The organism is Streptomyces sp. NPDC055078 (genome assembly GCF_053607985.1).
This window is the reverse complement of the sequence record NZ_JBSGUP010000520.1, coordinates 1,565-5,862: the sequence shown is the minus strand read 5'-3', so window position 1 is coordinate 5,862 and position 4,298 is coordinate 1,565. Positions and strand designations below refer to the sequence as shown.

Below are 4,298 nucleotides of genomic sequence, written 5' to 3'. Positions count from 1 at the left end.
CCTCCGGGGTTCCCCGGCGGGCGGCCCACTCCGTTCCCCGGGGGAACACGGACAGTACGTCCACACCCCTGCACAGTCCAGCGATTCTGTGTCAGCTCAGCGCAGAACCGCCTGCTACGCTCCCCGCCCCTCACGCCGCCAGTCCGAGCAGATTCAACAGGTCCGCCGTTACGACCCGGTAGGCGTTGCCGAGCCGCAGCACCTTGCACGGGTAGGCGTCCCGCTTCGCCAACTCATAGCCCTTGCTCCGCCCCAACCCGAGCGCCCGGTTACTGGTGTCCAGGTCAACAGCCACCGGGAGGGCGAGCAGCTCCTCCCGGCTCATCCCCTTCGGCCGCCCGTTCGTGGCGTCTTCGCGCATGCGGCATCTCCTCTTTCCGTGCAGCCGTCGGCGAACGCGCGGATCACGTCCGGCTCCAGGCCACTCCATAGAGGATCCTCAAGCTAATGTGTCTGCATGACACAACACGGTTTCGATGATGAAGAAGACGACTTTCCGGAGTGGGTGGACCGGATCAAGGCCAACGTGGCCGGCGAGGTCCGGCGCAGAAGGAAGGGGAGGGGATGGAGTGCGCAGGATCTGGCGGACCGCTGCGAGGAGCTGGGGCACCCGATCCCGCGCAACGTGATCGCCAACATGGAATCTGGACGCCGCGCCAACCTGCCCCTGGTGGACGTCATGGTCCTGGCCGCCGCCCTGGAGACCTACCCGGTCCACCTGATCTTCCCCGTCGGCTACGTCGAGGAGACCCAGGAACTCCCCTTCCAGGAACTCGTCCCCACCTGGGACGCCCTCCGCCGCTTCACCGGCGAGGAAGACGTCTTCGACCATGACCCAGGAATGGTGCCCGAGTTCGAGGACCACACCCGCCTCGTCCGAACCGCCCTCGCCGCACTCGACGAGGAGAAGCAGGCCCGGTTCAACACCAGGACGGCCACCTCCCGCGCCCAGCGGGAGAACGCCGAACGCCAGCGGGCCGAGTACGCCGACCGGGCCGTCATCGCCAAGTACCAACTCCGTGCCCTGCGCCGCGAGATCCGCGACGACGGCGCCACCCCACCTCACCTCCCACCCGCACTCCACGACGTCGACCCACCCGAAGCCGACACCGACCCCGATCAGGAGGAAACCGTTTGAAGGGCTCCACGCACCGCCGCTGCTACTGCCGCGACCCCCACACCGGCAAACCGCTCGGCAAGAAGTGCCCCAAGCTCACCAGCCGCAAGCACGGCTCCTACTCCGTACGCCAGGAACTCCCGCCCCGCGAAGACGGCACCCGCCGCTCTTTCAGCCGCGCCGGCTACGACACCCTCAAAACCGCCCAGGCCGACCTTGACCACGTCCGCGCCCTCCTCGGCCTCGCCGACACCGACGACCCCGAGGGCATGACGCTGATCGCGGCCATGCTGGAGGAGATCGGCGACGAGAAAACGCCTCTCCCCGACGTGGAGGAGACCCGGCGACGCCTCAATGCGGGCCAGGACCTGGTGGGCAGCCTCACCGTCGCCGAATGGCTGGACCGTTGGCTCGCTGGCAAACGCATACGGAAATCGGGCATCAGCCGCTACGAAACCGACGTCCGCGTGCACCTCAAGCCCCACATCGGCGACCGTCGCCTCGACCGGCTGCGCGTGAGCCACCTCAGCGAGATGTTCACCGCTATCACCGACACCAATGCCGAGGTCCTGGAGCAGAACGCCCAGCGGCGTGCAGCGGTCGAGGAGCTGGCGACCGTACCGTGGAAAGGCGTGGAGAACCGGGCTCGCCGCAAGGCAATACGGGCGGCGATCGACGCGATGCCGCCCTTCCGCCGCGTCACCGGCCCGTCCACGCGCCAGCACGTCAAGGCCACGCTCCGCGCCGCCCTGAACGACGCGATCGGGCAGCAGATCATCACGTTCAACCCGGCGGCCCACGTCGAGATCGACCCGGCCCGTAAGCCGAAAGCACTGGTGTGGACGGACGAGCGGGTCGCCCGCTGGCGGCAGACCGGTGAGAAGCCCTCCCCCGTCATGGTCTGGACGCCGGAACAGACCGGCGCCTTCCTCGACTCCGTCGCCGAGGACCGGCTGTACGCGATGTGGCACCTCATCGCCTTCCGTGGCCTGCGGCGCGGCGAGGCGTGCGGGCAGCCATGGTCGGAGACCAACCTCGACCGGCACTCGCTCACGGTCACGGGTCAACTCGTGCAGGACGGCTGGGACGTCGAGTCGTCCGAACCGAAAACGGACAGCGGCTTTCGCGTCGTGGCCCTGGACGACGACACAGTCGGCGTCCTGGAACAGCACCGGAAGCAGCAGGACGCCGACCGCGCAGAGTGGGGCTCGGCCTGGGTGCACACCGGCCTCGTCTTCACCCAGGAGAACGGCTCCTGGCTCCACCCCGGCAAGGTGACCGACCTCTTCGAACGCCTCGTCGTCGCATCCGGCCTCCCGCCGATCCGTCTGCACGACCTCCGCCACGGCGCCGCCACCCTCATGCTCGCCGCCGGCATCGACGTCAAGATCGTCTCCGACACCCTCGGGCACAGCGACACCCGGATCACGCGGGACATCTACCAGAGCGTCCTGCCTCACGTCGGCAAGAGTGCCGCCGAGGCCACCGCCAAGCTGATTCCGCTCCAGCGCAAGGCGGATGCCGAAGCAGCCGAACGCAGGGCGGCGAAGGCCCGGAAGAAGGCCAAGCGCGCCAAGAAGGCGCAGGCCGAGAACAAGAAGGAGGCTGGACGGAAGAGGCCCAAGAAGTAGGGCTGGTCCCCCCTCCGCTCACGCATCGCTCACGCAAGCAGAGTCGTGGCATCCCGGCCGTGCGACGCGTCATGCCCCGAGTAACAGAAACCCCAGGTCACGGGCTATGTGACCTGGGGTTTCTCGGAGCCCCCTGTCGGATTCGAACCGACGACCTACGCATTACAAGTGCGTTGCTCTGGCCAGCTGAGCTAAGGAGGCAGCCGTAGCAGTGTAACCAACCCCTCACACCGCCCGGGTGCCGGGAACTCGTCCCCGTCTTCTGCTGACAGAACAGATTTCGCCAGGTAGCGTCGCATCCAGTCCACACAGGTGGACTACACCAATCCTTTACTCGGATCGTCCGGCACGTTCCTGCCGGTGAAGGGACACATCACCATGGCCACAGTCACATTCGACAAGGCGACCCGGATCTATCCGGGCTCCGAGAAGCCCGCCGTCGATGAGCTTGAGATCGAGATCGCGAACGGCGAGTTCCTTGTCCTCGTCGGCCCCTCCGGGTGCGGCAAGTCCACGTCACTGCGGATGCTCGCGGGGCTTGAGGACGTCAATGGCGGAGCGATCCGCATCGGTGAGCGGGATGTCACGCATCTGCCGCCCAAGGACCGGGACATCGCCATGGTGTTCCAGAACTACGCGCTCTATCCGCATATGTCCGTCGCGGACAACATGGGCTTCGCGCTCAAGATCGCCGGTGTCAACAAGTCGGACATCCGGAAGAAGGTCGAAGAGGCCGCGCAGATCCTGGACCTCACGCCGTATCTGGACCGCAAGCCGAAGGCGCTGTCCGGTGGTCAGCGGCAGCGGGTCGCGATGGGGCGGGCGATCGTGCGGGAGCCGCAGGTGTTCCTCATGGATGAGCCGCTGTCGAACCTGGACGCGAAGCTGCGTGTCTCCACCCGTACGCAGATCGCGTCGCTGCAGCGCAGGCTGGGCATCACGACGGTCTACGTCACCCATGACCAGACCGAGGCGCTCACCATGGGCGACCGGGTCGCGGTCCTCAAGGACGGGCTGCTCCAGCAGGTCGACTCGCCGCGCAATATGTACGACCGCCCCGCGAACCTGTTCGTCGCCGGCTTCATCGGCTCCCCCGCGATGAACCTGGTGGAGGTCCCGATCACCGACGGCGGTGTGAGGTTCGGCAACAGCGTCGTCCCGGTCTCGCGTGACGCGCTGGGCGCCGCCGCCGACCGGGGTGACACCACCGTCACGGTCGGCGTCCGCCCCGAGCACTTCGATGTCGTCGAGCACAACGGCGCGGCGGCCAGGTCGCTGTCCAAGGAGTCCGCCGACGCCCCGGCCGGTCTCGCCGTCTCGGTGAACGTCGTCGAGGAACTGGGCTCGGACGGCTTTGTGTACGGCACCGCTCACGTCGGCGGCGAGGCCCAGGATCTGGTCGTACGCGTCGGCGGCCGGTCCGTTCCGGCCAAGGGCGCGGAGCTGCACGTCGTGCCGCGGCCGGGCGAGATCCATGTCTTCGCGACCTCGACGGGTGAGCGCCTCACCGACTGACCGGCGCTCCGATCCGCCGCTCGCGACACGGGTAC

General features: G+C 67.7%; 4 protein-coding genes and 1 tRNA gene. 3 read left to right on the top strand and 2 right to left on the bottom strand.

Annotation, left to right across the window (positions count from 1 at the left end; translation table 11 throughout):
• Positions 1-130: 130 nt before the first annotated feature.
• Positions 131-361, bottom strand: coding sequence for a hypothetical protein (locus tag ACWF94_RS30950; protein WP_453495871.1), 231 nt, complete (start codon positions 359-361; stop codon positions 131-133).
• 96 nt (positions 362-457) lie between these two features.
• Here ACWF94_RS30950 and ACWF94_RS30945 point away from each other — a divergent pair, with 96 nt between their 5' ends.
• Positions 458-1,138: a helix-turn-helix domain-containing protein gene (locus tag ACWF94_RS30945; RefSeq protein ID WP_453495868.1), complete on the top strand. Its 681-nt coding sequence runs from the start codon at positions 458-460 to the stop codon at positions 1,136-1,138.
• Complete coding sequence (locus ACWF94_RS30940) at positions 1,135-2,748, top strand: tyrosine-type recombinase/integrase (RefSeq protein ID WP_453495864.1); 1,614 nt, start codon at positions 1,135-1,137, stop codon at positions 2,746-2,748. Before ACWF94_RS30945 ends, ACWF94_RS30940 begins: the two co-directional genes overlap by 4 nt.
• Before the next feature lie 127 nt (positions 2,749-2,875).
• Here ACWF94_RS30940 and ACWF94_RS30935 read toward each other — a convergent pair.
• Positions 2,876-2,949 (bottom strand) — tRNA-Thr (locus ACWF94_RS30935).
• A gap of 177 nt (positions 2,950-3,126) precedes the next feature.
• Here ACWF94_RS30935 and ACWF94_RS30930 point away from each other — a divergent pair.
• Positions 3,127-4,263: an ABC transporter ATP-binding protein gene (locus tag ACWF94_RS30930; RefSeq protein WP_453495861.1), complete on the top strand. Its 1,137-nt coding sequence runs from the start codon at positions 3,127-3,129 to the stop codon at positions 4,261-4,263.
• Positions 4,264-4,298 lie beyond the last annotated feature (35 nt).

Excerpts from the sequence above, each read along its gene's own strand:
- ACWF94_RS30930 (WP_453495861.1), top strand. The coding sequence starts at position 3,127 with ATGGCCACAGTCACATTCGACAAGGCGACCCGGATCTATCCGGGCTCC.
- ACWF94_RS30945 (WP_453495868.1), top strand. The coding sequence starts at position 458 with ATGACACAACACGGTTTCGATGATGAAGAAGACGACTTTCCGGAGTGG.
- ACWF94_RS30950 (WP_453495871.1), bottom strand. The coding sequence starts at position 361 with ATGCGCGAAGACGCCACGAACGGGCGGCCGAAGGGGATGAGCCGGGAG.